General features: G+C 45.5%; 1 protein-coding gene. It reads left to right on the top strand.

Annotation, left to right across the window (positions count from 1 at the left end; genetic code table 11):
- The coding region (locus HC175_RS19270; protein ID WP_262887254.1) for an acyl-CoA dehydrogenase family protein at window positions 1–422 on the top strand (422 nt) is incomplete at both ends.

Genomic DNA, 422 nt, shown 5'->3' with positions numbered 1-422 from the left:
CTTCGGATTTAAATTTGCGATGAAAACCCTTTCCGGCGGAAGAATTGGAATTGCTGCCCAAGCCCTGGGAATTGCTGCAGGAGCTTATGAACTTGCAAGAGAATATTCAAAAGTGCGCAAGGCTTTTGGCACAGAGATCATGAACCACCAGGCCATTGCATTTAAATTGGCCGACATGCATACTTCTATCGAAGCTGCCCGTCACCTGGTGATGAAGGCTGCCTGTGATAAGGATAATGGAGAGAATTATGATCTAAGTGGTGCCATGGCAAAACTTTTTGCTTCAAAAACCGCAATGGACGTGACCATCGAAGCAGTACAGGTGCATGGTGGAAACGGATACGTAAAAGAATATCATGTAGAACGTCTTATGCGTGACGCCAAGATCACCCAGATCTATGAAGGAACTTCAGAGATCCAGA

The sequence above is a fragment of the Salinimicrobium oceani genome (assembly GCF_012037645.1).
The sequence above is the reverse complement of the archived record's forward strand: the minus strand, read 5'-3'. Positions and strand labels throughout refer to the sequence as shown.